At 71.0% G+C, this 25,733-nt stretch carries 17 protein-coding genes and 2 pseudogenes; 12 read left to right on the top strand and 7 right to left on the bottom strand.

All coding sequences use genetic code 11. The annotated features are described in order from the left end of the window. The 4 genes and pseudogenes from ACIGA3_RS28000 to glgB all read left to right on the top strand — a co-directional run. Positions 1-897: pseudogene (locus ACIGA3_RS28000) on the top strand (alpha-1,4-glucan--maltose-1-phosphate maltosyltransferase); the annotation flags it as partial. After that, a complete protein-coding gene (treS, locus tag ACIGA3_RS27995) occupies positions 894-2,594 on the top strand; it encodes a maltose alpha-D-glucosyltransferase (protein ID WP_399720938.1) in 1,701 nt (566 codons plus the stop codon). The pseudogene ACIGA3_RS28000 and the gene treS, both read left to right, overlap by 4 nt. A gap of 93 nt (positions 2,595-2,687) precedes the next feature. Next, a complete protein-coding gene (locus ACIGA3_RS27990; RefSeq protein ID WP_399720937.1) occupies positions 2,688-4,082 on the top strand; it encodes a maltokinase in 1,395 nt (464 codons plus the stop codon). 32 nt (positions 4,083-4,114) lie between these two features. Further along, positions 4,115-6,487 (top strand): 1,4-alpha-glucan branching enzyme, encoded by a 2,373-nt coding sequence (glgB, locus tag ACIGA3_RS27985; protein WP_399720935.1) that lies wholly within the window; start codon positions 4,115-4,117, stop codon positions 6,485-6,487. Between the two features lie 45 nt (positions 6,488-6,532). On the opposite strand, the gene ACIGA3_RS27980 is transcribed toward glgB, so the two are convergent. The 3 genes from ACIGA3_RS27980 to ACIGA3_RS27970 all read right to left on the bottom strand — a co-directional run bounded on the left by ACIGA3_RS27980 (position 6,533) and on the right by ACIGA3_RS27970 (position 9,687). After that, positions 6,533-8,806, bottom strand: coding sequence for a HelD family protein (locus tag ACIGA3_RS27980; RefSeq protein WP_399720933.1), 2,274 nt, complete (start codon positions 8,804-8,806; stop codon positions 6,533-6,535). A gap of 123 nt (positions 8,807-8,929) precedes the next feature. Continuing rightward, positions 8,930-9,262, bottom strand: coding sequence for a thioredoxin family protein (locus ACIGA3_RS27975; RefSeq protein WP_399720931.1), 333 nt, complete (start codon positions 9,260-9,262; stop codon positions 8,930-8,932). Beyond that, positions 9,259-9,687, bottom strand: a complete 429-nt coding sequence (locus ACIGA3_RS27970; protein WP_399720929.1) for a MerR family transcriptional regulator — start codon at positions 9,685-9,687, stop codon at positions 9,259-9,261. Before ACIGA3_RS27970 ends, ACIGA3_RS27975 begins: the two co-directional genes overlap by 4 nt. A 153-nt stretch (positions 9,688-9,840) precedes the next feature. Between ACIGA3_RS27970 and ACIGA3_RS27965 the strand changes: the two genes are divergently transcribed. After that, complete coding sequence (locus ACIGA3_RS27965; RefSeq protein WP_399720927.1) at positions 9,841-10,251, top strand: hypothetical protein; 411 nt, start codon at positions 9,841-9,843, stop codon at positions 10,249-10,251. Continuing rightward, positions 10,248-12,386, top strand: coding sequence for a tetratricopeptide repeat protein (locus ACIGA3_RS27960; RefSeq protein ID WP_399720925.1), 2,139 nt, complete (start codon positions 10,248-10,250; stop codon positions 12,384-12,386). The genes ACIGA3_RS27965 and ACIGA3_RS27960 overlap by 4 nt, the downstream gene beginning before the upstream one ends. A gap of 110 nt (positions 12,387-12,496) precedes the next feature. Here ACIGA3_RS27960 and ACIGA3_RS27955 read toward each other — a convergent pair. Together ACIGA3_RS27955 and ACIGA3_RS27950 are read right to left on the bottom strand one after the other, a co-directional pair. Next, positions 12,497-12,657: pseudogene (locus tag ACIGA3_RS27955) on the bottom strand (DUF2127 domain-containing protein); the annotation flags it as partial. A gap of 91 nt (positions 12,658-12,748) precedes the next feature. Continuing rightward, positions 12,749-14,509 carry an MFS transporter gene (locus ACIGA3_RS27950; protein ID WP_399720923.1) on the bottom strand — a complete coding sequence of 587 codons (1,761 nt, stop codon included), beginning with the start codon at positions 14,507-14,509 and terminating at the stop codon, positions 12,749-12,751. Between the two features lie 137 nt (positions 14,510-14,646). On the opposite strand from ACIGA3_RS27950, the gene ACIGA3_RS27945 reads away from it, so the two are divergent. Continuing rightward, a complete protein-coding gene (locus ACIGA3_RS27945) occupies positions 14,647-15,261 on the top strand; it encodes a TetR/AcrR family transcriptional regulator (protein WP_399720921.1) in 615 nt (204 codons plus the stop codon). Positions 15,262-15,340: 79 nt separating this feature from the next. Here the strand turns inward: ACIGA3_RS27945 and ACIGA3_RS27940 are convergent, their stop codons facing one another. Beyond that, on the bottom strand, positions 15,341-16,753 hold the full coding sequence (locus ACIGA3_RS27940) for a cation:dicarboxylate symporter family transporter (protein ID WP_399720955.1): 1,413 nt from the start codon (positions 16,751-16,753) through the stop codon (positions 15,341-15,343). Positions 16,754-16,875: 122 nt separating this feature from the next. On the opposite strand from ACIGA3_RS27940, the gene ACIGA3_RS27935 reads away from it, so the two are divergent. From ACIGA3_RS27935 to ACIGA3_RS27925, 3 genes are all read left to right on the top strand, one after another. Then, positions 16,876-18,477 carry an ATP-binding protein gene (locus ACIGA3_RS27935; RefSeq protein ID WP_399720919.1) on the top strand — a complete coding sequence of 534 codons (1,602 nt, stop codon included), beginning with the start codon at positions 16,876-16,878 and terminating at the stop codon, positions 18,475-18,477. An 11-nt stretch (positions 18,478-18,488) separates the two neighbouring features. After that, on the top strand, positions 18,489-19,190 hold the full coding sequence (locus ACIGA3_RS27930) for a response regulator (protein WP_399720954.1): 702 nt from the start codon (positions 18,489-18,491) through the stop codon (positions 19,188-19,190). A gap of 85 nt (positions 19,191-19,275) precedes the next feature. Beyond that, positions 19,276-21,090, top strand: a complete 1,815-nt coding sequence (locus tag ACIGA3_RS27925; RefSeq protein WP_399720918.1) for a DEDDh family exonuclease — start codon at positions 19,276-19,278, stop codon at positions 21,088-21,090. Positions 21,091-21,136: 46 nt separating this feature from the next. On the opposite strand, the gene ACIGA3_RS27920 is transcribed toward ACIGA3_RS27925, so the two are convergent. Next, positions 21,137-22,162, bottom strand: coding sequence for an ATP-dependent 6-phosphofructokinase (locus ACIGA3_RS27920; protein WP_388995275.1), 1,026 nt, complete (start codon positions 22,160-22,162; stop codon positions 21,137-21,139). 242 nt (positions 22,163-22,404) lie between these two features. On the opposite strand from ACIGA3_RS27920, the gene pta reads away from it, so the two are divergent. Both pta and ACIGA3_RS27910 read left to right on the top strand, forming a co-directional pair. Then, the gene (gene pta / locus ACIGA3_RS27915) at positions 22,405-24,495 is read left to right on the top strand and encodes a phosphate acetyltransferase (RefSeq protein WP_399720916.1); all 2,091 of its coding nucleotides are present in this window, start codon (positions 22,405-22,407) and stop codon (positions 24,493-24,495) included. Further along, positions 24,492-25,694 carry an acetate kinase gene (locus ACIGA3_RS27910; protein ID WP_399720915.1) on the top strand — a complete coding sequence of 401 codons (1,203 nt, stop codon included), beginning with the start codon at positions 24,492-24,494 and terminating at the stop codon, positions 25,692-25,694. Before pta ends, ACIGA3_RS27910 begins: the two co-directional genes overlap by 4 nt. Positions 25,695-25,733: the final 39 nt, after the last annotated feature.

Raw genomic sequence — 25,733 nt, 5'->3', positions numbered from 1 at the left:
CGGGTGCTGCGGCACTGGATGGAGCACGGGGTACGGATCTTCCGCGTCGACAACCCGCACACCAAGCCGGTGGTGTTCTGGGAGCGGGTGATCGGGGAGATCAACCGCGCCGACCCGGACGTCATCTTCCTGGCGGAGGCGTTCACCCGCCCCGCGATGATGCACACCCTGGCCCAGGTCGGCTTCCAGCAGTCCTACACCTACTTCACCTGGCGCAACAGCAAGCAGGAACTGACCGAGTACCTCACCGAACTCTCGGGGGACGCGGCCGCCTACATGCGGCCCAACTTCTTCGCCAACACCCCCGACATCCTGCACGCCTACCTCCAGCAGGGCGGCCGCCCCGCCTTCGAGATCCGTGCCGTCCTCGCGGCCACTCTCTCCCCGACGTGGGGCATCTACAGCGGCTACGAACTCTGCGAGAACCAGCCACTGAAAGCGGACAGCGAGGAGTACTGGGACTCGGAGAAGTACCAGCTCAAGCCCAGGGACTGGGAGGCGGCAGCGCGAGAGGGCCGCACCATCGCCCCGCTCGTCACCCGCCTCAACGACATCCGCCGGCAGAACCCGGCCCTGCACCAGCTGAGGGACATCCACTTCCATCACACGGACCAGGACGCGGTGATCGCGTACTCCAAGCGCAGTGGTTCGAACACGGTTCTGGTGGTCGCCAACCTCGACCCGCACCACACCCAGGAGGCCACGGTCTCGTTGGACATGCCGCAACTCGGCCTCGACTGGCACGAGTCGGTGCCGGTGCGCGACCTGCTCACCGGCGAGTCCTATCACTGGGGCAGGGCCAACTATGTGCGACTCGAACCGGGTCGTCGACCCGCGCATGTGTTCTCGGTTCTGCGACCGTCCAACCCGCGGATCGGAGGGTCACCCGCCATATGATCGTCAACGAGCCCGTTCCCGACACTTTCGAGGACACTCCGGCCAAGGACCGGGACCCCGAGTGGTTCAAGCGTGCCGTCTTCTACGAGGTCCTGGTCCGCTCCTTCCAGGACAGCAACGGCGACGGTGTCGGTGACCTCAAGGGTCTGACCGCCAAACTCGACTACCTGCAATGGCTCGGCGTGGACTGCCTCTGGCTCCCGCCGTTCTTCAAGTCGCCTCTGCGTGACGGTGGTTACGACGTCTCCGACTACACGGCCGTGCTCCCCGAGTTCGGGGACCTCGCGGACTTCGTGGAGTTCGTGGACGCGGCCCATCAGCGGGGCATGCGGGTCATCATCGACTTCGTCATGAACCACACCAGTGATCAGCACCCGTGGTTCCAGGAGTCCCGCAACAACCCCGACGGCCCGTACGGCGATTACTACGTCTGGGCCGACGACGACAAGCAGTACCAGGACGCCCGCATCATCTTCGTCGACACCGAGGCGTCGAACTGGACGTACGACCCGGTACGCAAGCAGTACTACTGGCACCGCTTCTTCTCGCACCAGCCGGACCTGAACTACGAGAACCCGGCCGTGCAGGAGGAGATGATCTCCGCGCTGAAGTTCTGGCTGGATCTCGGCATCGACGGGTTCCGGCTGGACGCCGTGCCGTATCTGTACCAGCGCGAGGGCACCAACTGCGAGAACCTCCCCGAGACCCATGACTTCCTGAAGCGGGTCCGCAAGGAGGTCGACGAGCAGTACGCCGACAAGGTCGTGCTGGCGGAGGCCAACCAGTGGCCCGAGGACGTGGTCGACTACTTCGGCGACTACTCCACCGGCGGCGACGAATGCCACATGGCCTTCCACTTCCCGGTCATGCCCCGCATCTTCATGGCCGTACGACGCGAATCCCGCTACCCGGTCTCCGAGATCCTCGCCAAGACCCCCGCGATCCCCACCAACTGCCAGTGGGGCATCTTCCTGCGCAACCACGACGAGCTGACCCTCGAAATGGTCACCGACGAGGAACGCGACTACATGTGGGCCGAATACGCGAAAGACCCGCGTATGCGCGCCAACATCGGCATCCGCAGGCGGCTCGCCCCTCTGCTGGACAACGACCGCAACCAGATCGAGCTGTTCACCGCCCTCCTGCTCTCCCTGCCCGGCTCGCCGATCCTCTACTACGGCGACGAGATCGGCATGGGCGACAACATCTGGCTCGGCGACCGCGACGCGGTGCGCACCCCCATGCAGTGGACCCCCGACCGCAACGCCGGCTTCTCCTCCTGCGACCCCGGCCGGCTCTTCCTGCCCACGATCATGGACCCGGTCCACGGCTACCAGGTCACCAACGTCGAAGCCTCCATGTCCTCCCCGTCCAGCCTCCTGCACTGGACCCGCCGCATGATCGAGATCCGCAAACAGAACCACGCCTTCGGACTGGGCTCCTACACCGAGTTGTCGTCCTCCAACCCGGCGGTGCTGGCGTTCCTGCGGGTGTACGAGGACGACATCGTGGTCTGCGTGCACAACTTCTCGCGGTTCGCGCAGCCCACCGAGCTGGATCTGCGCCGGTTCACCGGGCGGCATCCGGTCGAGCTGTTCGGCGGAGTGCGCTTCCCGGCCGTCGGCGAGCTGCCGTACCTGCTGACGCTGGCGGGGCACGGCTTCTACTGGTTCCGGTTGCGCCAGGACGCCGTGTAGTTGGGCCGAGCGGGGCGGCTGCCGGTTTCCGCCGCCCCGCTCGGGGCACCGTTCAGTAACACCCCGACGATCCGGGGAAAGGACGTGACGCCCATGGCGGAAACGGTCACCCCCTCCAGCACGTCAGGTACGACAGCCCAGCTCCTCGAATCGCTCGATCCCCTGCTGCGCGAATGGCTGCCCCGGCAGCGCTGGTTCGCGGGAAAGGGGCGCGCGGTCACCGGTTTCGACTTAGTGGCAGCCACTGAACTCCTGCCTCCGGACGGGAGGTTGGGCCTCTACCACTTGCTCGTGCGCGTCCATCAGCCCCCGGCGCCGGGCGCGCCCCCGCAGCCCGGTGACTGCTACCAGTTGCTGATAGGTGTGCGCGAGGCGCTGCCGCCCCGGCTGGCGCCCGCGCTGATCGGCCATGTCACGGACGGCCCGCTCGACGGGCGCACGGTCTACGACGCCCTGTACGACCCCCGGCCCGCCGAAGTGCTGCTGGAGGCCCTGCGCACCGGCGCCCGCGTCGGCGCGCTGCGCTTCGAGCGGGACCCGGCGCACGAGATCCGGGACCAGCTGGTGGCCCGGCTGATGACCGCCGAACAGTCCAACTCCTCAGTGGTGTACGGCGATACGTTCATCCTGAAGCTGCTGCGCCGGGTCACCGCCGGGGTCAACCCCGATCTGGAACTGCCGCTCGCACTGGCCCGCGAGGGCTGCGAGCGGGTGCCCGCGCCGGTGGCCTGGCTGCGCGCCGAGCTGGACACCGAGCCGTACGTACTCGCGGTGCTCCAGCCGTTCATGAACGGCGCGACCGACGGCTGGGAGCTGGCGCTGCGTGAGCTGGCCAAGGGCGAGGAGTTCACCGGCGAGGCGCGGGCGCTCGGCCGGGCCACCGCCGAGGTGCACACCGCGCTCGCCCGCGCCCTGCCCACGGTCACCCTCGGCCATGCCCAACTGGAGCTGCTGGTCGGCGGGATGACCGAGCGGCTGACGGCGGCGGTGCAGGCGGTGCCCGCGCTGCGGCCGTACGAGACGGGGCTGCGCTCGGCGTTCGAGGCGCTGGCCGACCTGGCCCGCGAGGGGCAGACCTGGACCGCGCAGCGCGTGCACGGCGATCTGCACCTCGGACAGTGCCTGCGCCCGCCGTCCGGCGGCTGGTCGCTGATCGACTTCGAGGGCGAGCCGTCCCGCCCGCTGGCCGAGCGGCGCATGCCGCAGCCCCCGGTGCGTGACATAGCGGGCATGCTGCGCTCCTTCGACTACGCGGCCCACTCCGCGAAGACCCCGGCGCCCGCCTGGGCACACGCCTGCCGGGCCGCCTACTGCACCGGGTACGCCGAGGTCACCGGCCGCGACCCGCGCACCGACCCGGTGATGCTGCGCGCGTACGAGACCGACAAGGCGATCTACGAGGTCGTCTACGAGGCCCGGCACCGCCCCGAGTGGCTGCCGGTGCCGATGTCGGCGGTGCGCCGCCTCGCCACGCCCGACCTGTCTTGACCCCGACCTGACCCCGACCGGGAGACTCGTCCGTGACGTCCAAGAAGCCAGCCGGCCCGAAGAGCAAGTCCGGCAAGAAGCAGGCCAAGTCCTCGCAGGCGGCCCCGGTGAAGCAGGTCCGGGCGAAACCCGGCAGGCAGGCGGACTCCCCGGAGAACGCGCCCGCGATCCCCAAGGCCCGTACGCCAGAGGTGCCCGCGGTGCCGGAGGTGCCCGCCGTATCCCCCGCCCTGGACCTGGCCGACCGTGAGCGGCTGCTCGCGGGCACGCATCACGACCCGCACACCGTGCTGGGCGCCCACCAGGTACCCGGCGGGGTGGCTTTCCGGGTGTTCCGCCCGTACGCGGAGGCGGTCACCGTGGTCTTCGAGGACGTGCGGGCGGAACTGCGCGACAACGGGGAGGGCTTCTTCTCCGGCCTGCTCCCGCTGACCGAGGTCCCGGCCTACCGGCTGCTGGTGTCGTACGACGGCACGGTGCACGAGACCGAGGACCCGTACCGCTTCCTGCCCACCCTCGGTGAGCTGGACCTGCATCTGCTCGGTGAGGGACGGCACGAGGAGCTGTGGCAGGCGCTCGGGGCACGGGTGCTGACCCGGCAGGGCGTGACCGGGACCCGGTTCGCGGTGTGGGCACCGAACGCGCTCGGGGTGCGGGTCGCGGGCGGCTTCGACTTCTGGGACGCGACCGGCTTCCCGATGCGCTCCCTGGGCTCTTCGGGGGTGTGGGAGCTGTTCGTGCCGGGGGTCGGGGAGGGTGAGCTGTACAAGTACGAGATCACCCGCCCGGACGGCTCGCGCACGATGCGCGCGGACCCGATGGCCCGGCGTACGGAGGTGCCGCCGGCCACGTCCTCGATCGTGGACGTCTCGCACCACGAGTGGGGCGACGCGGAGTGGCTGGCCCACCGCGCGGACCGCCCGGTGCACGAGGCACCCTTCTCGGTGTACGAGGTGCACCTGCCGTCCTGGCGCCCCGGGCTGACATACCGTCAGCTTGCCGAGCAGCTTCCCGCGTACGTCGGTGATCTCGGCTTCACCCACGTCGAGTTGATGCCGGTGGCCGAGCATCCCTTCGGTGGCTCCTGGGGCTACCAGGTCACCGGGTTCTACGCCCCGACGGCCCGGCTCGGCACGCCCGACGACTTCAAGTACCTGGTGGACAAGCTGCATCAGGCGGGCATCGGGGTGCTGATGGACTGGGTGCCCGCCCATTTCCCGCGCGACGAATGGGCGTTGGCCGAGTTCGACGGGCGCCCGCTGTACGAGCACGGCGATCCGCTGCGGGCCGCCCATCCGGACTGGGGCACGCTGGAGTTCGACTTCGGGCGGCGCGAGGTGCGCAACTTCCTGGTCGCCAACGCGGTGTACTGGTGCGAGGAGTTCCACATCGACGGGCTCCGTGTGGACGCCGTCGCCTCGATGCTCTACCTCGACTACTCGCGCGAGGCGGGCCAGTGGACGCCGAACGAGTTCGGCGGGCGGGAGAACCTGGACGCGGTCGCCTTCCTCCAGGAGATGAACGCGACCGTCTACCGGCGCTGCCCCGGCGTGGTCACCATCGCCGAGGAGTCCACCGCCTGGGACGGTGTGACCCGGCCGACCCATCACCGGGGCCCGAGCGGCTTCGGCGGGCTGGGTTTCGGACTGAAGTGGAACATGGGCTGGATGCACGACTCGCTCGCCTACATGAGCCACGAGCCGGTGCACCGCAAGTACCACCACCACGAGATGACCTTCTCGATGGTGTACGCGTACAGCGAGAACTACGTCCTGCCCATCTCCCACGACGAGGTCGTGCACGGCAAGCGGTCGCTGGTGTCGAAGATGCCGGGTGACTGGTGGCAGCAGCGCGCGAACCTCCGGGCCTACCTGGCCTTCATGTGGGCCCACCCCGGCAAGCAACTCCTCTTCATGGGCCAGGAGTTCGCACAGGGCGCCGAGTGGTCCGAGGCGCACGGCCCGGACTGGTGGCTGCTCGACCCGGCCTACGGCGCCGAGTCCGAGCACCGGGGCGTACGCGACCTGGTCCGCGACCTGAACACCGCCTACCGCGCCACCCCGGCCCTGTGGGAGCGGGACACCGATCCGGCGGGGTTCGAGTGGATCGTCGGGGACGCGGCGGAGGACAACGTCTTCGTCTTCCTGCGCCGCGACGCCGAGGGCGGCCCACTGCTGTGCGTCGCCAACCTCTCCCCGCTGGTACGCCACGACTACCGCCTCGGCGTCCCCGACGACGTCCCCGCCTGGCACGAGACCCTCAACACCGACCTCGGCCGCTACGGCGGCGGCGACATCGCGGGCCAGGGCACCGTCAAGCCGGAACCCCAGCCCTGGCACGGCCGCCCGGCCAGCATCCGCCTGACCCTGCCCCCACTGGCGACGGTGTGGCTGCGGCCGGCGTGAGACCGCGTCCGTCCGGGGGCCGCGAGACCGGCCCCCGGCCGGCCGTCACACCTTGAGCGCGGCCGGGACCTCCCCGGTGTGCAGCACACCGAGCCGCTGCGTGGCGCGGGTCAGGGCCACGTACAGGTCGCTCGTGCCGTAGGCGGCGGGGTCGACGACCAGGACCGAGTCGAACTCCAGGCCCTTGGACTGGCGGGGGTCGAGCAGGACCACGTTCCGGGTCAGATCGGGCTCGCCGCCCGCCGTGACGCCGTCCAGCCGGGCGGCGAGGGTGTCGTGCAGTGCGCGCGGTGCGATGACCGCGAGCCTGCCCTCGGCCGGGGTCAGCTCGGCCACCGCCTCCGCGACCGCGCCGGGCAGGTCGCCGGAGGCGTCCCGCACCCAGGGGCGTACGCCGGTGGAGCGGACCGAGCTGGGCGGCTCGAAGTCCGGCTGCTCGGCGCGGACCACGGCGGCGGCCAGGTCCATGATCTCGGCCGGGGTGCGGTAGTTGACGCCCAGCCGGGTGTGCTCCCAGCGGTCCTCGACATAAGGCTGGAGGATCTCCGACCAGGAGCCGACCCCGGCCGCCTCGGCGGTCTGCGCGGGGTCGCCGACCAGGGTCATGGAGCGGGTCGGGCTGCGCCGCATCAGCAGCCGCCACGCCATCGGGGACAGCTCCTGCGCCTCGTCCACGATGATGTGCCCGAACGCCCAGGTCCGGTCGGCGGCCGCGCGCTCGGCGGCGCTGCGGTGGTCGTCCTCCTCGTGCCGCTCCGCGAACCGCTCGGCGTCGATGATGTCGTGCGCCGACAGCACCTCGGACGACTCCGGGTCGTCCTCCTCCTTGTCGTCGAACTCGTAGGTCCGGGACGCGTACGACACGTCCAGCACACCCTGCGCGTAAGCGATCTGTGTCTCGCGCTCCCGGTCGGCGCGGGCGCGGGCCAGCCGGTCGTCCTCACCGAGGAGTTCGGCGGCCTCGTCCAGCAGGGGCACGTCCGCGACGGTCCAGGCACGGGTGACGGGACGGCGTACCGCGTCGGCGTCGTTCGGCGACAGATGGCCGTCGGGCTCGGCGAGGAAGTCCGCGACCAGCCGGCGCGGGGTGATCCGGGGCCACAACTGGTCGATGGCGGCCCAGACTTCGGGGTTCTCGGCGAGTTCGTCGCGGATCTGGGTGATGTCGGCGGGGTCCAGCAGGCTGCTGCCGTCGTAGGGGTCGGTGCCCACGCGTTCGGCATACATCTCGGTGAGCGTGTTGAGGATGTGGCCCTCGAAGTACTCGCGGGCCGCGTTGTGCGGCAGCTTGGCCGCGCGGGTGCGCTCGCGGGCGGTGGCGACCAGGCCCTCGTCGAGCATCAGCACCTCGCGGTCGTGCTCGACGGCGATCACCGGGTCCGGCAGCGCCTGCCGCTCGGCCACGACGGCGGCGAGCACGTCGGCCATCTGGGCGCGGCCCTTCACGGCGGCCGCCTCCGGGGTGTCGGCGGCGGTGGCCTTCACCCCGGGGAACAGCTCCCCGACCGTGGCCAGCAGTACGCCGGTCTCACCGAGCGAGGGCAGTACCTCGCCGATGTAGCCGAGGAAGGCGGGGTTGGGGCCGACGATCAGCACCGCGCGGCGGGCGAGCAGTTCGCGGTGCTCGTAGAGCAGGTAGGCGGCGCGGTGCAGGGCGACCGCGGTCTTGCCGGTGCCGGGACCGCCCTCGACCACCATGACGCCGCGGTGCGGGGCCCGGATGATGTCGTCCTGCTCGGCCTGGATGGTCTGCACGATGTCGTTCATGCGGCCGGTGCGCGCGGAGTTCAGCGCGGCCAGCAGCACGGCGTCGCCGGTGGGGTCCTCGTGGCCGGTGCGGGTGTCGTCGCCGAGGTCGAGGATCTCGTCGTGCAGCGCGGTGACGGTACGGCCCTCGCTGGTGATGTGCCGGCGACGGCGCAGGCCCATCGGGGTGTGGCCGGTGGCCACGTAGAAGGGGCGGGCGACGTCGGCGCGCCAGTCGATGAGGACGGGGGTGCGCTCGCCGTCGTCGCGGCGCAGGCCGATGCGGCCGATGTGGTGCGTGGTGCCGTCGGCGAGGTCGATCCGGCCGAAACAGAGCGAGCCGTCGACGGCGTTCAGCGCGGCGAGCAGCCCGGAGCGCTCGGCGACCAGGATGTCCCGCTCCAGCCGCGCCTGCTGGGGCTTGTCGCCCTGCGCGAGGGCGTCCTGGACCGAGGTCTCGGTGTCGCCGCGCAGGTCGTCCACGCGCTCGTAGAGTCCGTCGATGAATTCCTGCTCGAACCGCAATTCATCGTCCGGAAATTCGGTGTTTGACAATTCCACTCCCGCCCGCATATACTGTGCTCATCAAGCTTCCGCATGACCTCTTCCAAAAGAAGTCGTGAACGGTCCAATATACCGAAAGAAATCCCCCGAGCGCCAATGCTCGGGGGATTTCTTCGTTTTCGGGCGCCCTGGTCAGAGCAGGTCGGCCAGCTCCTCCAGCAGCTTCCGCTTCGGGCGGGCGCCCACCATGGACCGCACCGGCTCACCGCCCTGGAAGACCATGAGGGTGGGCGTGGAGAGCACCCCGTAGGCGATGGTGGTGCCGGGATTGCGGTCCACGTCGAGCTGGACCACCTTCAGCCGGTCGCCCTCCGCGAAGGCGATGTCCTTCAGTACCGGCGCCAGCTGCCGGCAGGGCCCGCACCAGTCGGCGGTGAACTGCACCAGCACCGGCAGATCGGAGCCGAGCACCTCCGTCTCGAAATTCCCGTCCGTGACCTCGTCCAGTCCACTGACGACACTCATGCCTTAGTCCCTCCCAGCTCGCACGTGGGTTCCGGACCCCCCGGAACCAGCGCCTCGGCGGCCAGCCCGGCCCGCGCCTCCTCGGCCCGCCGCAACTGCCCCGCGACCGTCTCCCGCACCGCCACCAGCTCCCCGATGAGCCCGTCCAGCTCATCCAGCTTCCGCCGGTACACGGCCTGCGACGCGGGACACGCGTCCCCCTCCGGATGCCCGGCCCGCAGACACTCCACGAACGGCCGCGTCTCCTCCAGCTCGAACCCGAAGTCCCGGAGCGTGCGGATCTGCCTCAGCAGCGTGAGATCCCGCTCGTCGTACTCCCGATACCCCTGCGCGTCCCGCCGGGCGGGCAGCAGCCCCCGTGTCTCGTAGTACCGCAGCGCCCGAGTGGTCGTCCCGGCCCGCGCGGCCAGCTCGCCGATTCGCATGTCAGTAACGGTAGAGATTGACGCGGGGGTCAAGGCAACCGGCTGGGATCACCGGCCTGTTGCAGCGCGGACCATGCGCCGGCTGCTGTGCCTGTCGGGACGGACTGAGTAGTCTGAGATCGCATGTTAAGGCCGATACGAGGGGGCGGATTCGTGGATCTGGAGATGGCTGCGCTGGCGGCAACCGCAGGGACGACCCTGGTGTCTTCGTTGACGACCGAGGTGTGGCAGCAGGCCAGGGACGGTATCGCCTCGTTGTGGCGGCGTAGTCAGCCGGAGCGGGCCGATGCCATCACCGCCGAGCTCGACGCGACCCGCGACGAGCTGGTGGCTGCGCGGGACAGCAGCGATGCAGGCACGCCCTCAGAGCTGGGTGCGGAGTGGCAGGGGCGTATCCGGCGGCTGCTCGTGGCACATCCTGAGGCCGCCGACGGCCTGCGGACGCTGCTCGCAGAACTGGCCCCGGCGACACCTGTGACTCCGTCGGTCACGCAGCACGCCACCGCCTCCGGGTACGCACGGGTCTACCAGGCAGGCCGAGACCAGAACTTCAACGAGCGGTGACCGGCCACAACGACGCCCAGGCCGACGGCCAGGGCCGCATCTACCAGGCTTCCGGCGACCAGCACATCACCGAACACCACCACCACAGCCCCGACTGGAGCGGCCCGGACTCGGTTCGCCGCCCCGCGGTCGGCCGTACCCCGGTAGTGCTCCGTGACCGAACCGAAGAGATGAACCGCCTGCGCGCCGCCGTCGAACCTGGCGTCGGCAATCGCGTCTACGTCCTGCACGGCCTCGGCGGCTGCGGGAAGACCGCCGTCGCCTGCACCCTCTTCGAGCACGCTACCCACCACGCCGACCGGATCGGCCTGTGGGTCAACGCCTCCGACCCCGCCTCCCTGCGCGCCGGGATGCTCGCGGTCGCTGCCGACCGCGGTGCCACCGACGGCGAACTGATGGGCGCACGCAGTGGACTGCGCCCCGCGGCCGACCTTGTCTGGCAGCGCCTCGACCACTCCGACCGGCCCTGGCTGCTGGTCCTCGACAACGCCGACGATCCCGCGATCCTCCGCGAGGGCGGCTGGTTGCGCACCAGCCCAGCCGGGATCGTCATCGTCACCAGCCGACAAGCAGCAGCTCACTGGTGGCCCGGTGCCGAACTCCTCCAGTTCGGCGTACTCCCACGCGCCGAAGCCGCCCTGGTGCTGCGCGATCTCGCACCGGACGCCGGGACGGTCGAGGACGCGGCAGAAGTCGCCGACCGCCTCGGTCGGCTGCCGCTCGCGCTCACGCTCGCCGGCGGGTTCCTGGCCCACCAGGTGATCGACCCCTGGACCATGGCCGACTACGGCCGACGGCTCGACGGCGAGGACGGCCTCGATCCCATCGAGCTGATCGACCAAGGCGCCCTGGGCGGCAGCGACTCACGTCACCTGCTCGGCCGAACGTGGCAACTCTCCCTCGACGCCCTTGCCGGCCAGGGCCTGCCCGAAGCCGGCAGTCTGCTGCGACTGCTCGCCTGCTGGGCGAACGACCCGCTGCCGCTGACGCTGCTCTCAGGCGCCGAAGTCGGCCCGGCCCTACCAGCGTTCCGTATCGAGTCAGCTCTTCGCGGACTGCTCGACCAGTCCCTCACGGAGCTGTTGCCCGGTGGTGTGCGCTGCCTGCGCACCCACGGTGTGCTGCTCGACAGCGTGGCCCGGACCATCTCCTCCGACCAGTATGAGCAGCTCGCCGCAACGGCCGCCCGGCAACTCAAAGCCGCGCTGCCGGAGGCTCCGGAACGCGCAACGCACGACCCTCGAATGAACATGCTCGCCCCTCATGTACTGGCGCTGCTGCGGAGGGTCGTGGACTGGCCGGTCGACCGATCGGTCGTGGAAGAAGCCACCCAGTGCTCATTGCGGCTCGTGGTCGCGCTTCACCGTGACGGCGACTACTCCTCGGCGTTGGCCGTCGCCGACAAAGCTGTCGAACTCGCCAAGCAGCGTCTGTCCGAGGACCACCCGCTGGTTCTCAGGTTGCGCCAACGTGCCGGTCGGGCTGTGTACCGGCTCGGACGATTCGAGGAAGCCGAGGTCCTGCACCGCCAAGTACTTGAAACGTGCGAGCGCGCCTTCGGCCCTGCGGGTTTGGACACTCTGGAGAGCTGTCTAGGGCTGTCACGGTCGCTGTGGCAACTCGGGCGCGAACCGGAAGCAGTGCAGCTGATCCAGCGGGTCATCGCGGGCAGGACCGAGATACTGGGATCCGTCCACCCGTCAACGCTCCTCGCGCGGGCGTCGCTTCTGGAAGTAGCCCCAGGAGCAGAGCTGGACGAGGAAGTCGTCATGGGGCAAACCCTCGTCGCGGATTGCCGCCGAACAGTCGGCGAGCAGCATCCGATCACGTTGATCGCCGAACTCGACCAGGCGGATCTCCTCCGTCGCGCAGGGCGAACCGCTGAGGCACTTCCCAGTGCCCGCAGAGCCCTTGTGGCGCACGAGCAGCGCTACGGGCCCGAGTACCCGATCACCTTGGCCGCCAGGTCGCTGCTGAGCACCGTCCTGGCGGAACTCGGCCGGTATGCGGAGGCGATCGAACAGGTAGAGGCAGTGGCGGAGGCCCGGGCTCGCGTGCTGGGCGCGTCCCATCCTTGGACGTTGTGGTCCCAGGAGCGTCTGAAGGAGTACCGACGCTTGCAGAGGCAGCCGTAGCGAACCCAGGACCTGGCAATCTCCAATGAAAGGATGTCTTACCGCCCGGTGCCCTAACCCCCGTGAGGTATCCCGCCCAGCGCTTGGCTCACGAGAGGCCGACCGTCTCGATCAGGGCGTAGTGGTCCGCGCGGGACGAGCGGCGCCTCGGACGCCGGGCCCGAGCCGTGCGGCGTGCAGCGGTATGCGGTATGCGGAGTCTGGGGTCGTCCGGCGCGTAGGTCACGTGACCCTTGCGGGCGCAGGTCCGCCGGTTCCAGTCGATCTTCATCCCCGGTACCTGTGTGAGCGTGCCGTGCCGGTCCCGCGGATTCGCGGTTCCGGCACGGCACGGCACGTTAGTGGATCGGTGTGGGGCGGGGTCAGATGGCGGTGCTGTCGACGGCCGCGGGGGCGGGCTCCGGGGCCGGTCCGGAGACAGGTTCGGAGGCCGATTCCGGCGTGAGCTCCTGCTTGGAGTCCGGCTCCGCAGCTACGGCCGCTTCAGCCTCCTCAGCCGCCCCCGGCTTCTCCCGCCCCGGCAACAGCACCGCCACCACCACCGTGCCCACCGCCAGAATGACCGCCCCGATCAGGCTCGTGTGCGCCACCGCGTCGGAGAATGACGCGCCGACCGCCTCGGCCATCCGGTGCGCGCCGGAGGCCAGCTGTGTCGCCTGCTGCTTGAGCTGGGCCGCCTGCTGGGGGTCGGTCGCGGCGGCCGCCTTCGCGGCCAGGGCGTGCGCCTTGTCGCCGATGCCCTGCGCGACCGCGTACCCCGCGCCCACCGAATCCCGCGCGGTGCCCAGCGCGTCGGCCGGGAGTCCGCTCCCCTTGGTCGCCGACGCGAGGTGGCTGCTGTAGGAGGTGGCCAGCAGCGAGCCCAGGATCGCGATGCCCAGGGAGCCGCCCAGCTCCAGGGAGGTGTCGTTCACCGCGCCGCCAACCCCCAGCTCGGACTCGGGGAAGGCGCCCATGATCGCGTCGGTGCAGGGAGACAGCGCGAGGCCGATGGCGAGGCCCAGCACCACCAGGGACGGGACGAAGTCGCCGTACGTCGACCCCGCGTCCACCCGCGTCAGCAGCGCGAGCGCCACCGTGCCGGCGACCATGCCCGCGCCGACCGTCCACCGCATGCCCACGCGCGGGGTGAGGTAGCCGGTCAGGGCCGAGCCCGCGAACACCGCGCCGGCCAGCGGCAGCATGCGTACGCCGGTCTCCAGCGCGTCGTAGCCGAGGACGAACTGGAGGTGCTGGGTGAGGTAGTAGAACGCGCCGAAGACGGCCAGGAAGAAGAGGGCGACCGCGAGGTTGGAGCCCGCGAAGCGGCGGTCGGCGAAACGGCGTACGTCCAGCACCGGGCGCGGGTGCCGCAGCTCCCAGCCGACGAAGGCGATCAGGCCGAGGCCCGCGACGACCGCCGCCGTGACCGCCTTGACGCCCCACCCGAAGTGCGGCCCCTCGATGATCATGTAGACCAGCGCGGCGATCCACAGCACGGAGAGCAGACCGCCGACGTAGTCGATGCGCTCGCCGTGACCGGCCTTGGACGGCGGTACGAGCACCAGCGCGCCGACGATCGCCACGGCGGCGACGGGCACGTTGATCAGGAAGGTCGAGGCCCAGCCGTGGTCGCGCAGCAGCGCGCCCGCGACGACCGGTCCGGCGGCGATGGCGAGACCGGCGGTGGCGGTCCACAGGGTGATCGCCTTGACCCGCTCGGCACGCGGGAAGGTCGCCGCGAGCAGCGAGAGCGTCGCGGGCATGATCAGCGCCGCGCCGACGCCCATCACCGCGCGGGCCGCGATGACGGTGGCGGACGAGTCCGCGAGGTTGCCGAAGACCGCGCCGCCGCCGAAGACGACGAGGCCGAGGATCAGCGCCCCGCGCCGGCTGTACTTGTCGCCGATCGCGCCGAGCAGCAGCATCAGCGCCGCGTACGGGACGGTGTAGCCGTCGATGACCCACTGGAGGTCGGCGCTGGACAGCCCGAGGTCGCGGGTCATGTCGGGCGCGGCGACCGTGAGGGCGGTGTTGGCCATCACGATGATCAGCAGGCTGAGGCAGAGCACGAGCAGCGCCCACCAGCGCCGGGCGTAGGGGCGCTCCATCCTCTCGACCGGTTCGTTCATGACGAGTCGCATGGCTGCGGGTGACCTTCCTCGGCTACGAAGTCCTGCACAGCAAGAACTTGCACAGTGGCGTGCAATTGCACAACCATGTGCAATGTACGACCTTGCACAGTGCCGTGCAAGTCGAGAAGGTGTGCACAATGACTGCCATGACCACGGGTAACACCAGCCGCGCCGACACCAACAGGCGCCGCATCCTCGACGTCGCCCTCGCCGAGCTGCTGCGCGACCCCGACGCCTCGATGGACCAGATCGCGCGCGCCGCCGGTGTCGTACGGCGCACGGTGTACGGGCATTTCCCGAGCCGGGAGGCGCTGATCGGCACGCTCGTCGACGAGGCGGTGCAGGTGCTGACCGACGCCGACGCGAGCGCCCGCGAGGGGGTGACCGACCCGGCCCGCGCGGTGGCCCGCGCCGTGCTGGGGATCTGGGAGATCGCAGACCGCTACCGCCTGCTGGTCGCCCTGGCCCAGCGCACGGTCACCGTCCAGGGCATCCGCGACCGCCTCGCGCCACTGCGCGAGGAGAAGACGCGGGTACTCCAACGCGGCCTGGACGAGGGGGTGTTCAGCTCACCGCTGCCCGCCGCCGCGCTGGCCTTCGTGCACGAGCAACTCCTCTTCGCGGTCATGGAGTCGGTGAACGAGGGCCTGCTCCCGCCCGAGGAGGCGGGTCACGCGGCGGCGGTCACCGCACTCACGGCGGCGGGCGTACCGGCGGACAGAGCCGAGGAGTTGGTGGTGCGGGCGAGCCGCGAGGCGTGAACGAGGACCGGCCGCCCGATCCCGGTTCAGGCGGGGTCGGGCGGCCGGCGTCAAAAGACCCGCTCGCGGCGGGCAGGCGTCACGCCTTGGCGAGTTCCTTCCCGCCCTCCTCCTCGGCCGAGGGCAGCTCCTCGGCACGCCCCTCGTCCAGCAGCGTCGTCTCGTCGAACGGCAGCTCACCGGCGAGCACCCGCTTGACCCGGTCCACGTCGATCTCCTTGGTCCAGGTGCCGATCAGCACGGTGGCGACGGAGTTGCCCGCGAAGTTGGTCAGGGCGCGCGCCTCGCTCATGAAGCGGTCGATGCCGACGACCAGCCCGATGCCGTCCACCAGCGCGGGCTTGTGCGACTGGAGACCGCCCGCGAGCGTGGCGAGCCCGGCGCCGCTGACGCCCGCCGCGCCCTTGGAGGCCAGCAGCAGGAAGAGCAGCAGCGGGATCTGCTCGCCGAGGGACATCGGGGTGCCCAGCGCGTCCGCGATGTAGAGGGACGCCATGGTCATGTAGATCATGGTGCCGTCGAGGTTGAAGGAGTACCCCGTCGGCACGGTGATGCCCACGACCGCCTTGCTGACGCCGAGGTGCTCCAGCTTGGCGATGAGCCTCGGCAGCGCGGACTCCGAGGACGAGGTCGACAGGATCAGCAGGAACTCACGGGCGAGGTACTTCAGCAGGAGGAAGATGTTCAGCCCGGAGACGACGCGCAGCAGTGCGCCGAGCACCACGAAGACGAACAGCACGCAGGTGACGTAGAAGCCGAACATCAGCACGGCGAGGCTCTTGAGCGCGTCCATGCCCGCCGAGCCGACGACGGCCGCGATGGCACCGAAGGCGCCGATGGGCGCGGCCCACATGACCATGGCGAGGATGCGGAAGACCAGGCGCTGGATGTGCTCGATGCCGCGCAGCACCGGCTGCCCGGCCGCGCCCATCGCCTGGAGCGCGAACCCGGCGAGCAGGGCGATCAGCAGGGTCTGGAGGACCTGGCCCTCGGTGAAGGCGGACACGAAGGTGACCGGGATGACCGACAGCACGAAGTCGACCGGGGGCAGCGCGTCGCCGGCCACCTGCGCGTGTCCGGTCTGGCGGAGCGCGTCGGTCAGGTGCAGGCCCTCGCCGGGGTGCAGGACGTTGCCGACGACGAGGCCGATGGCGAGCGCCACCAGCGACATCACGGTGAAGTAGCCGAGCGCGATACCGCCGACCGCGCCGACCTTCGCGGCCTTCCGCACGGAGCCGATCCCGAGCACGATCGTGCAGAAGATGATCGGCGAGATCATCATCTTGATCAGGTTCACGAACCCGGTGCCGAGCGGCTTCAGCTCCACCCCGGCGTCGGGCCAGATGAGGCCCACGGCGATGCCGAGCGCGACCGCCACGATGACGGCGATGTACAGGTAATGGGTCCGGTCCCGCTTCACGGCGGGGGCGGCTGGTGCCGTACCGGGGGTGCTGGCGGCCACGACTGCTCTCCTTGACGTCTTCGTCGGCATGACCGGCGTGCGGCTCACGTCCGGGCGTTGCAGGGGATCGCGGAGACTATCTCCCGCCATGTGAGGGCGGTCACCCTTCCGTTCATTTAGTTCATGCCCGAACGGACAGGCACACTGCTGGCATGCGTGCCCCCGCCCTCCCCCGACCCCGCAGCCTGGCGGCCCAGCTGTTCGCCATGCAGGCGGTGCTGATCGCGGTGGTGGTGGCCGGCTACGCGCTCTTCACCTACGTCAGCGACCAGCGCCAGGCGCGCGACGCCGCGGTCCGCCAGGTCACGGCGGTCGCCCGGTCCATCGCGGACGCCCCCTCGGTCCGCGCGGCGATCCGCGCCCCGGACCCCTCCGCCGAGCTGGAGCCGTACGCGCTGCAGGTGATGCGGGACGCCGACGTCGACTTCGTCACGATCATGGACCCGCGGGGCATCCGCTGGACCCATCCGACGCGGGACGAGATAGGCCGGCGCTTCCTCGGCCGGATCGGCCCGGCCCTGCGGGGGCACACCTTCACCGAGACCTACACCGGCACGCTGGGGCCTTCGGTGCGCGCGGTGACGCCGGTGACGGACGGGGGCCGGGTGGTGGGGCTGGTCAGCGCCGGGATCAAGGTGGAGGCGATCAGCGCGCGGGTCCAGGACCAGGTCACGGCGCTGCTCGGGGTGGCGGGGGCGGCGCTGCTGCTGGGCGCGGTGGGCACGTACGTCATCAACGCGCGGCTGCGGCGGCACACGCACGGGATGAACGCGGCCGAGCTGAGCCGGATGCACGACTACCACCAGGCCGCGCTGCACGCGGTGCGCGAGGGGCTGCTGATGCTGGACGGACGGTACCGGGTGGCGCTGATCAACGACGGCGGCCGGGAGCTGCTCGGGGTCGGGGACGAGGTCGTCGGTCTTTCGGTCGCGGAGCTGGGGCTGCCGGGGCCGCTCACCGGGGCCCTGCTGTCGTCGGAGCCGAGGGTGGACGAGGTACATCTGACCGCCTCGCGCGTGCTGGTGGTGAACACCTCGCCGGTGTCCGGCGGGGAGCACCGGGGGACGGTCGTCACGCTCCGGGATGTGACCGAACTCCAGTCCCTGATGGGCGAGTTGGACTCCGAGCGCGGGTTCAGTCAGGCGCTGCGGTCCCAGGCGCACGAGGCGGCGAACCGGCTGCACACCGTGGTCTCGCTGATCGAGCTGGGCCGGGCCGAGGAGGCGGTGGAGTTCGCCACGGCCGAGCTGGAGCTGGCCCAGACGCTCACCGACCAGGTGGTAGCGGCGGTCGGCGAACCGGTGCTGGCCGCGCTGCTGCTGGGCAAGACCGCGCAGGCGCACGAGCGGGGCGTGGAGCTGGTCGTCTCGCCCGACAGCCGCCTCGACGACGGCGTGCTCCCGCCGGGCCTCGCGGTGCGCGACCTCGTCACCATCCTGGGCAACCTGATCGACAACGCGGTGGACGCGGCCCAGGGAAGCACCGGGGCCCGGGTCACGGTGACGGCGTACGCGGCCGGGGAGGCGCTGCTGCTGCGGGTGTCGGACACCGGTCCCGGCGTCGACCCGGCCCACGCCGACCTGGTCTTCCGGCGCGGCTTCACCACCAAGCCCGCGGGTCCGGGCGGCCGGGGACTCGGGCTGGCCCTGGCCCGGCAGGCGGTGACCCGCCTCACCGGCACCCTGGCGGTGGCCGAGGCGGCGGGCGGCGGCGCGGTGTTCGAAGCCCGCCTGCCGCTGGGAGAGGTCGTATGAACCCGGGCGAGATGAACCCGGCCGAGCCGATCCGTGTCCTGGTCGTCGAGGACGACCCCGTGGCCGCCGACGCGCACGTCCTCTACGTAGGCCGGGTGCCGGGATTCGTGGCCGTCGGCCGGGCGGGCACCGGAGCCGCCGCCCGCCGCGTCCTGGACCGCACCCCGGTCGACCTCCTCCTGCTCGACCTGCACCTCCCCGACGTGCACGGCCTCCAGCTGGCCCGCTCCCTGCGCGCGGCCGGCCATCAGGCGGACGTCATAGCCGTGACCTCGGCACGCGACCTGGCGGTGGTCCGGGAGGGCGTCTCCCTGGGCGTCGTCCAGTACGTCCTGAAGCCCTTCACCTTCGCCACCCTGCGCGATCGCCTGCTGCGCTACGCCGAGTACCACGCGGCGGCGGGCGAGGCGAGCGGCCAGGAAGAGGTCGACCGGGCCCTCGCCGCCCTCCGCACCCCCGCTCCCGCGGCCCTCCCCAAGGGCCTGAGCGCCCCCACCCTGCAACGCGTCACAGCGGTCCTGCGAGACTCCCCCACCGGTCTGACAGCGGCGGGCGTCGCCGAATCGGTGGGCATCTCCCGCATCACGGCCCGCCGCTACCTGGAACACCTGGTCACCACGGCCAGAGCAGCCCGAAGCCCCCAGTACGGCCAGGTGGGCCGCCCGGAACTGATGTACCGCTGGCTGTCGGAGGAGGAGGGACGGGGCCGCTGAGCCGAGCGTCGCACCAGCCACCTCCACGAGCCCCGAGGCGCAGGAGAGTTGAAGGAATGGTGAAATCCGGATCATCCTTACCGGCATGACCCTCGGAAACACCGCCCCCGGCTCCCTCACCACGCCGTTCCCCTCCGGCTACGCCCATGAGTGGGCGCTCGTGGACGTGGAGACCTCGGGGCTCGTCGCGCGGCGGGACCGCGTACTGTCGATCGCGGTCGTCACCATGGGCCCGGACGGCGAACGCACCGGTGAGTTCTCGACGTTGGTGAACCCCGGCTGCGATCCCGGGCCGGTCCACGTGCACGGCCTCACCCGCGAACGGTTGAGCGGGGCGCCGGAGTTCGAACAGGTGGCCGGGGAGATAGAGGCCCTGCTGCGGGGCCGGGTGATGGTCGCCCACAACGCGCAGTTCGACTACGGCTTCCTGGACCACGAGTTCTCGCGCGCCGGCAAGTCCCTCCCGGTCTCACGGCGGCTGTGCACCCTGGCCCTCAACCGTCGGCTCGAACTTCCGACTCCCGACCTGAAGTTGGGCACTCTGGCCGCCCATTACGGCGTCCAGCAGACCAAGGCCCACGACGCGCTGGACGACACCCGGGTACTGGCCGGGATCTTCGGCGCCTCGCTGCGGGAGGCCGCCCGGCTCGGCCTGGCGCTGCCACTGGTGCCCTGCCCGCCCCGGCAGAACGCGCGGTTCGCACCCAGCCCGCCCAAGACACCGTGCGCGTACCGCAATCCGGGGCGCCTGGCGGAGGGTGGTCCGCTGGTGCAGGGCATGAAGGTCGCCATCACCGGGGAGACCGCCACGGCGCGGACCGAACTGGTCGCCCGCTCGGTCGCGGCCGGGCTGAACATGGTGGGGTCGGTCAGCCGCCACACCAGCCTCCTGGTCACCGATGACGCCGTCGCCCGCTCGGCCAAGGCCCGTCGCGCGGCCGCCGAGGGCGTACCGGTCATCGACGAGGCCACATTCCTGCGTCTGCTGGGTGATGTACGCCCCGGCACGCCTCACCAGGACCCGGCCGTCCCCGCTCCGCGGGCGCCGAAGCGGCCGGAGCCCGCCGTCTCCACGGCCGACAAGCCACTGGTCGGGCGGCGGGTACTGATCCTCGGCGGCCCGCACGCGGACGCGGCGGCAGCCCGTACCCGACTCGTGGAGCTGGGCGGCTCCGCTGCCGTGAACCTCAGCCGTGGCGTGACCGATGTCCTCCTCCTCGCCGAAGGCGACCAGGACCGCCGCATGGCGCGGGTCACCGAACTGGGGCTGCCCGTACGGGACGCCGGCTGGCTGGCCGGGGCCGGGACCACGGACGCGCCCGCGCCTGCGCCTGCGCCTGCGCCTGCGCCTGCGGAAGAGCCGTCGCACCCCGCCCCGCTGGTGTTGCCTCGCGGTGGCGTGACCGACCTGCCGGACACCGCCCAGCAGTGGCACCTGACCGCGAACTGGGCGCCGCCGGCGAACGGCGAGGTCGACGTCGTCGCCTTCGTGCTCGACGAGGAGGGACAGGTCACCTTCGACGAGGACCTCGTCTTCCACGGCGCACCGGAGAACCCCGGCGGCACGGTACGCCTGCTCGCCGACGGTCCGGCCGAGCAGACGATCACCATCGACCTCGCGGCGCTCCCGCCCGCGTTCCACCGGATCGCGGTCGCCGCCGCCGTCGACGGTGACATGACCTTCGGGGACATCGGCGCGGTGGAGGTGACGGCGGCGCCGGGCGGAGGGGACGCTCCGCTGGCGCGGGCGACGCTCGACGCCGCGACCACGGAACGCACCCTGCTGCTGGCCGAGATCTACCGGCGCGGCCCGGTCTGGCGCTTTCGCGCGGTCGGCCAGGGCCACGACTTCGGTCTCGCGGAGCTGGCCCGCGGCTACGGGGTGGACATCGCGGACTGAGGGGGCCCCGCACGGCTGGGCAAGCAACGACTGCCCAGCCGTGCGTCTAGAAGACCGACTCCGCCTCGTCCATCCGGGAGACCGGGACCGTCTTCAGTTCCGTGACCGCTTCCGCGAGGGGGACCATGGCGATGTCCGTGCCGCGCAGGGCGGTCATGCCGCCGAACTCGCCCCGGTGGGCGGCTTCCACGGCGTGCCAGCCGAAGCGGGTGGCGAGGACGCGGTCGTAGGCGGTGGGGGTGCCGCCGCGCTGGATGTGGCCGAGGATGACCGGGCGGGCCTCCTTGCCGAGGCGGCGCTCCATGTCGTAGGCGAGGGCGGTGCCGATGCCCTGGAAGCGCTCGTGGCCGAACTGGTCGATGTCGCCCTTGCCGTAGTCCATCGTGCCGTCGAGCGGGTGGGCGCCCTCGGCGACGCAGATCACGGCGAACTTCTTGCCGCGCGCGAACCGCTCCTCGACCATCTTGACCAGGTCGGCCGGGTCGAAGGGCCGCTCGGGCAGACAGATGCCGTGGGCGCCGGCGGCCATGCCGGACTCCAGCGCGATCCAGCCCGCGTGCCGGCCCATGACCTCGACGACCATCACCCGCTGGTGGGACTCGGCGGTGGTCTTGAGACGGTCCATCGCCTCGGTGGCCACGCCCACGGCGGTGTCGAAGCCGAAGGTGCGGTCGGTGCCGGAGATGTCGTTGTCGATGGTCTTCGGCACACCGACGACCGGCAGGCCCGCGTCGGACAGCATGCGGGCGGCCGTCAGGGTGCCCTCGCCGCCGATCGGGATCAGCGCGTCGATGCCGAATTCCTCGGCCATGTCGGTGGCCCGCTCGCACGCCTCGCGCAGCCGGTCGCGCTCCAGGCGGGAGGAGCCGAGGATGGTGCCGCCGAGCGCCAGGATGCCGCTGACGGCGTCCAGGTCGAGGGAGCGGTAGTGGCTGTCGAGCAGACCCCGGTAGCCGTCCTCGAAGCCGATGACCTCGTCGCCGTAGTGCGCCACGGCGCGGTGCACGACCGACCGGATCACGGCGTTCAGGCCGGGGCAGTCGCCGCCTGCGGTGAGAACTCCGATGCGCATCGTGCTGTGTCTCCTGCTCGCTGTGGGTACCGGTGAGCCGCTCCGATTCTTTCACGGCCGCCGAACAGGCGACGACCACCGCCCCTCACCAGCGCGTACGGACCCCCACCGAGCTGACGGGCGCCTTATCCAGGCCCGGAGGTATTGTCAAGAGGGTTCCGCTCACCTCGGGTGGGCGATTTTTGTGACAGGCGACGCCCAGGACCGGCGGACGGCGTACGAGCAAGGATCGGAGAGCACGCGTGACACGCAGCGTGTACGTGACCGGGATCGACCGGGGGGACGGCCGCCAGGTCGTCGACCTGGGGGTCATGGAGCTGCTGACCCGGCAGGTCGACCGGGTGGGGGTGTTCCGCCCCCTGGTGCACGACGGCCCCGACCGTCTCTTCGAGCTGCTGCGGTCCCGCTACCGCCTGAACCAGGACCCCGCCACCGTCTACGGCATGGGCTACCAGGAGGCGTCCACGCTCCAGGCCGAGCGCGGCACCGACGAACTCGTCTCCGCCCTGGTCGACCGCTTCCACCTGGTCGCCCGCGACTACGACGTGGTCCTCGTCCTCGGCACCGACTTCGCCGGCACCCAGGTCCCCGACGAACTGGCCCTCAACGCGCGCCTGGCCAACGAGTTCGGCGCTTCCGTGATCCCGGTGGTCGGCGCCCGCGAGCAGTCCGCGGAGTCGGTGCTCGCCGAGACCCGCAACGCCTACCGCGCCTACGCCGGCCTCGGCTGCGACGTACTCGCCATGGTCGCCAACCGGGCCGCCCGCGAGGACCGCGACGAGATCGCCGACCGGCTCACCGACCGCATGCCGGTGCCCTGTTACGTGCTGCCCGACGAGCCCGCCCTGTCCGCGCCGACCGTCTCGCAGATCGCGCACGCGCTGGGCGCCAAGGTGCTGCTCGGCGACGACTCCGGCCTCTCCCGCGACGCGCTGGACTTCGTCTTCGGCGGCGCCATGCTGCCCAACTTCCTCGCCGCCCTGACCCCCGGCTGCCTGGTCGTGACCCCGGGCGACCGCGCCGACCTGGTCGTCGGCTCGCTGGCCGCGCACAGCGCGGGCACCCCGCCCATCGCCGGCGTGCTGCTCACCCTGAACGAGGTGCCGAGCGAGGAGGTCCTCACCCTGGCCGCCCGCCTCGCCCCCGGCACCCCCGTGCTCTCGGTGGCCGGCACCAGCTTCCCCACCGCCGGGCAGCTGTTCTCGCTGGAAGGCCGGATGACGGCCGCCACCCCGCGCAAGGCGGAGACCGCCCTCGGCCTGTTCGAGCGGTACGTGGACACCGCCGACCTGGCCCGCCGGGTCTCCGCGCCCAGCGGCGGCCGGGTCACCCCGATGATGTTCGAGCACAAGCTGCTGGAGCAGGCCCGCTCGGACAAGCGCCGGGTCGTCCTGCCCGAGGGCACCGAGGAGCGGGTGCTGCACGCGGCGGAGGTGCTGCTGCGCCGGGGCGTGTGCGACCTGACGCTGCTCGGTCCGGAGGACCAGATCCGCAAGAAGGCCGCCGACCTCGGCATCGACCTGGGCGACTGCCAGCTGATCGACCCGGCCACCTCGGAGCTGCGTGACTCCTTCGCCGAGAAGTACGCCGCGCTGCGCGCCCACAAGGGCGTCACGGTGGAGCTGGCCTACGACGTGGTCTCCGACGTGAACTACTTCGGCACCCTGATGGTGCAGGAGGGCCTGGCCGACGGCATGGTCTCCGGCTCGGTGCACTCCACGGCGGCCACCATCCGCCCCGCCTTCGAGATCATCAAGACCAAGCCGGACTCCGCCATCGTCTCCTCGGTCTTCTTCATGTGCCTGGCCGACAAGGTGCTGGTCTACGGCGACTGCGCGGTCAACCCGGACCCCAACGCCGAGCAGCTCGCGGACATCGCGGTGGAGTCGGCGGTGACGGCGGCCCAGTTCGGCGTGGAGCCGAGGATCGCCATGCTGTCGTACTCCACCGGCACCTCCGGCTCCGGCGCCGACGTGGACAAGGTGCGCGAGGCGACCGAGCTGGCCCGCGAGCACCGGCCCGACCTGAAGATCGAGGGTCCGATCCAGTACGACGCGGCCGTGGACGCCGCCGTGGCCGCGACCAAGCTGCCCGGCTCGGAGGTGGCCGGCCAGGCCAGCGTGCTGATCTTCCCGGACCTCAACACGGGCAACAACACCTACAAGGCCGTACAGCGCTCGGCCGGGGCGATCGCGGTCGGCCCGGTCCTCCAGGGTCTGCGCAAGCCGGTCAACGACCTCTCGCGCGGCGCGCTGGTGCAGGACATCGTCACCACCGTCGCCATCACCGCGATCCAGGCGCAAGCGCCGACCGAAAGGGCTTCCCAGCAGTGACCCCCACCCGTGTACTCGTCCTCAACTCCGGCTCCTCGTCGCTGAAGTACCAGCTGCTGGACATGCGGGACAGCAGCCGTCTCGCGGTGGGCCTGGTGGAGCGCATCGGCGAACAGACCTCGCTGCTGCGCCACACCTTGCTGGCCACCGGCGAGACCCGCGAGCAGAGCGGGCCGATCGCCGACCACGAGACCGCGCTGAAGTCGGTCGCCGAGGAACTGGCCCGCGACGGACTGGGCCTGGACTCGCCGGAGCTGGCCGCGATCGGGCACCGGGTGGTGCACGGCGGCATGTTCTTCACCGAGCCCACCGTCATCGACGACTCGGTGCTCACCGAGATCGAGCGGCTGATCCCGGTCGCCCCGCTGCACAACCCGGCCAACCTGACGGGCATCCGCACCGCCATGGCGCTGCGCCCCGACCTGCCCCAGGTCGCCGTCTTCGACACCGCGTTCCACACCTCGATGCCGGAGTCCTCGGCGCGCTACGCGATCGACCCGAGGATCGCCGACCGCTACCGCATCCGCCGCTACGGCTTCCACGGCACCTCGCACGCCTATGTCTCGCGGGAGACCGCGCGGCTGCTCGGCAAGGCGCCGGAGGAGGTGAACGTGATCGTGCTGCACCTGGGCAACGGCGCGTCCGCCTCGGCGGTGGAGCGGGGCCGGTGCGTGGACACGTCGATGGGGCTGACCCCGCTGGAGGGGCTGGTGATGGGTACCCGGTCCGGTGATCTGGACCCGGCGGTCATCTTCCATTTGGCCCGTGTCGGGGATATGTCCATGGATGAGATCGACACTCTTCTCAACAAGAGGAGCGGTCTGTTCGGTCTGTGCGGGGACAATGACATGCGGGAGATCCGGCGCCGCGTCGACGAGGGTGACGAAGCGGCCGCCCTCGCCTTCGACATTTACATTCATCGCGTCAAGAAGTACATCGGCGCCTATTACGCCGTACTCGGCTCGGTGGACGCGGTCGCGTTCACCGCCGGGGTCGGGGAGAACGCGGCACCGGTGCGTTCGGCGGCGGTCGCGGGCCTCACGGGCCTGGGCCTGGCCGTGGACGACGAACTGAACGCCGTACGGAGCGGCGAGGCGCGGCTGATCTCGCCCGCGGACGCCCGCGTGGCTGTCGCCGTGGTGCCGACCGACGAGGAACTGGAGATCGCCACCCAGACCTATGCGCTGGTCGGACCGTGAGCGGGAACATCAGCGGAAAGGACGGCTGAGCAATACACC

The organism is Streptomyces sp. NPDC085596 (genome assembly GCF_044541565.1).
Classification (GTDB): Bacteria; Actinomycetota; Actinomycetes; order Streptomycetales; family Streptomycetaceae; genus Streptomyces.
This window is presented reverse-complemented; position numbering and strand designations above follow the sequence as displayed.

Coding starts and splice junctions, on each gene's coding strand:
- treS (WP_399720938.1), top strand. CDS start 894: ATGATCGTCAACGAGCCCGTTCCCGACACTTTCGAGGACACTCCGGCC.
- ACIGA3_RS27990 (WP_399720937.1), top strand. CDS start 2,688: ATGGCGGAAACGGTCACCCCCTCCAGCACGTCAGGTACGACAGCCCAG.
- ACIGA3_RS27980 (WP_399720933.1), bottom strand. CDS start 8,806: ATGCGGGCGGGAGTGGAATTGTCAAACACCGAATTTCCGGACGATGAA.
- ACIGA3_RS27975 (WP_399720931.1), bottom strand. CDS start 9,262: ATGAGTGTCGTCAGTGGACTGGACGAGGTCACGGACGGGAATTTCGAG.
- ACIGA3_RS27970 (WP_399720929.1), bottom strand. CDS start 9,687: ATGCGAATCGGCGAGCTGGCCGCGCGGGCCGGGACGACCACTCGGGCG.
- ACIGA3_RS27950 (WP_399720923.1), bottom strand. CDS start 14,509: ATGCGACTCGTCATGAACGAACCGGTCGAGAGGATGGAGCGCCCCTAC.
- ACIGA3_RS27945 (WP_399720921.1), top strand. CDS start 14,647: ATGACCACGGGTAACACCAGCCGCGCCGACACCAACAGGCGCCGCATC.
- ACIGA3_RS27940 (WP_399720955.1), bottom strand. CDS start 16,753: ATGCCGACGAAGACGTCAAGGAGAGCAGTCGTGGCCGCCAGCACCCCC.
- ACIGA3_RS27935 (WP_399720919.1), top strand. CDS start 16,876: ATGCGTGCCCCCGCCCTCCCCCGACCCCGCAGCCTGGCGGCCCAGCTG.
- ACIGA3_RS27930 (WP_399720954.1), top strand. CDS start 18,489: ATGAACCCGGCCGAGCCGATCCGTGTCCTGGTCGTCGAGGACGACCCC.
- ACIGA3_RS27925 (WP_399720918.1), top strand. CDS start 19,276: ATGACCCTCGGAAACACCGCCCCCGGCTCCCTCACCACGCCGTTCCCC.
- ACIGA3_RS27920 (WP_388995275.1), bottom strand. CDS start 22,162: ATGCGCATCGGAGTTCTCACCGCAGGCGGCGACTGCCCCGGCCTGAAC.